This window comes from Romboutsia sp. (assembly GCF_051659545.1).
Taxonomy (GTDB): domain Bacteria; phylum Bacillota; class Clostridia; order Peptostreptococcales; family Peptostreptococcaceae; genus JBOFOR01.
In genome coordinates this window covers 1-2,514 of record NZ_JBOFOR010000214.1, presented here as the reverse complement: position 1 = coordinate 2,514, position 2,514 = coordinate 1, and the positions used below count along the sequence as shown (strand labels likewise).

General features: G+C 33.4%; 2 protein-coding genes. Both read right to left on the bottom strand.

Translation table 11 applies throughout. The features are described from left to right. Positions 1-1,897, bottom strand: a 1,897-nt coding sequence (locus ACRC03_RS11555; RefSeq protein WP_438652720.1) for a DUF11 domain-containing protein, incomplete at its 3' end; no start/stop codon positions are given. Between the two features lie 235 nt (positions 1,898-2,132). Further along, the coding region (locus ACRC03_RS11550; protein ID WP_438652719.1) for a DUF11 domain-containing protein at positions 2,133-2,514 on the bottom strand (382 nt) is incomplete at its 5' end.

Below are 2,514 nucleotides of genomic sequence, written 5' to 3'. Positions count from 1 at the left end.
TATAAGTTATTACATCATTAATAGTTGCAAAATCCTTATCTGTAGACTTAGTTATATTTGATAAATCGGCTCTATTTATAAAAGTATTTGCAATATTAGTGTTAGAAGAACCACTTCCAAGTATATTTGGAACTGTAGAATTATCTATGGTATATTGAAAAATCATCGAAGCGTAGTTTGGTATAGGATTTGGGCTTGGTAGAGTAATTACTCTAACCTGGAAAGTTACTGTTGAAGTAACACTATTTCTTATAGGGTTTGGAAGTGTTACTCCTGGAGGATTAGGACTTCCAGCAACAACAGTACTGTCTTGTCTTATTGATCCTGCAACAAGGGTAGTTCCATTTGGTATTGTATCTATAAATCTGATATTTATCGCAGTAGTATTTCCTGTGTTTATTATAGGAATTGTATAAGTGATAACATCATTTATATTTGCATAAGTCTTACTTAACTTACTTGATGTTAAGCTTGAAGTTCCCAATATTGTTGTTGTAACTGTATTTGAATTCGCAGGAATTGTCACATTTGTAGGGATTAAGTTATTAAATCCACTAACAGTTACATTATTTCTAATAGTGCTATTTACAGCCAAAGTAGTTTGCAAAACTATTTGGAAGGTTACCGTTGTTACTCCGACTGGCAATGTCCCAATATTTATTCCACTCGGAGGTGCAACCGAACCAGGTATTGATACTCCATTTACAGTTACACTATTAGCTACAAAACTACTACCTACAGGGATTGTATCTTTAAATACAGCATTAGTTACAGCTAATGGTCCAGTATTATTTAATCCTACAGAATATGTTAAAATATCCCCTGGTAATGTTTTAGTTTTATCTACTATCTTAGTTGCTGTTAGTGTCGATGTTATCACTGTATTTGTAATAGTAGCAACGAATATATCACCTAAAGCAAATGTTAGATTTGAAGGTATTGTGTTAGATGCTGGAACTGTAGTACCTCCAGGAGATATATTTTTATAAGCAATGGTGCTCTTATAATTAGAAAGTGTACTTAAACTTCCTGGTGCCATAGATTCACTTAGTGTATAAGTATTACCTACTGGTCCAAATATACTAGCATTAACTGGTTGATTTCCAATAGTGCCTCCAAATGTTATGGTAGATGCCGAAGGGGTTCCTGCTATATTTAAAACAAATTGGTCTGAGGCATCTGCTCTGTTGGATATTACCTTATTTAAAGATATCTTTTGTATTGCAAATCCAAGTACAATAGCCTGTTGAGGTGTTGCTACTGGTGGTTCAATTACTAAAATATCAACCTGACTTGGAGATGTTGTTGTTATTATTGGAGATACTCTAGGCAGAGTATTAGTAATTCCAAGAAAATGAACTACTGTAGTTCCATATCCAGAAACTACAGGTGTGAATGGTGGACTTCCACCTCCAACTGCAGGTAATGTAGTGAAACTTTGCCAAAGACCTCCATTAGTAGTAAAATATATTTCTTCAAAAGCTGTTGTTCCAAGGCCATTGGTATTTTCACCATCACCTGTTACTAACTCAAAATCTGGAATAGTAACTCCGCTTGAATTTTTTACAACTATGTTACTTATAGACAGTGTTGATGAAGCACCACCCTTAGGAGATGAATATAATATCACTCTTCCTGTTATACCAGTATATCCTGTAACACCAAATGCAGCTCCTGCAAATGTAGGTGGTGCCACTGCATTAAATGTTAATCCTCCACCTGTTGTGGATGTATTACTTATATTAAATGTTACGGTTGATCCATCTTTAAAGGTTCCCGTTCGATTAGTAAATGTTTGTCCAGGTGCTATAGAAAAAACACCGAAATCAAACCATCCAATACCACCATAACTAGGAGTAGAACCGACAATTCCTGTTGCATATGATAAATTAGCCAATTTGTATCTATCCTTTCTAATTTTATAAGTATAAAATAGTATAATCTATACTTTCAATATTAAGATATGATTTTAATTTCATATACGTTCCATTAAATATTATAGTGCCATGAATGAAGCATAAAGAAAGAAAGGGTATTTAAAAAGGTATCGAAGAAGGTGCAAGAAAAGAAAAATATCCCTAGAAAGTATCAATATCTAATATACTTTCTAGGTCTTTAAATATATTAAAACTCTAACAATTAACTTGAACTTTAAAAGTTACTATTGAAGTACCTCCAGCAGGTACAGTTCCAACATTTATACTAGCTGGTGTTCCACCGATTGGATTGCCATCAACTTGCAGAGAATTTGGGACATAACTTGTTCCATTTGGTACAGTATCACTCAACACTACATTAAGAGCATCTACATTCCCATTGTTTGGAATAGATATCGTGTAAGTTATAATATCTCCACAAGTTGCGTATTGTTTATTTGTAAATTTTAATATATTTCCTAAAGTAGCATGATTTATTGTAGTATATGCAGTATTAGTATTATGAACACCACTTGAAGTAGTTAATAGAGTTGGGTCAACTACAAAGTTATATCCAACTGTTCCTGTATTAGGTATC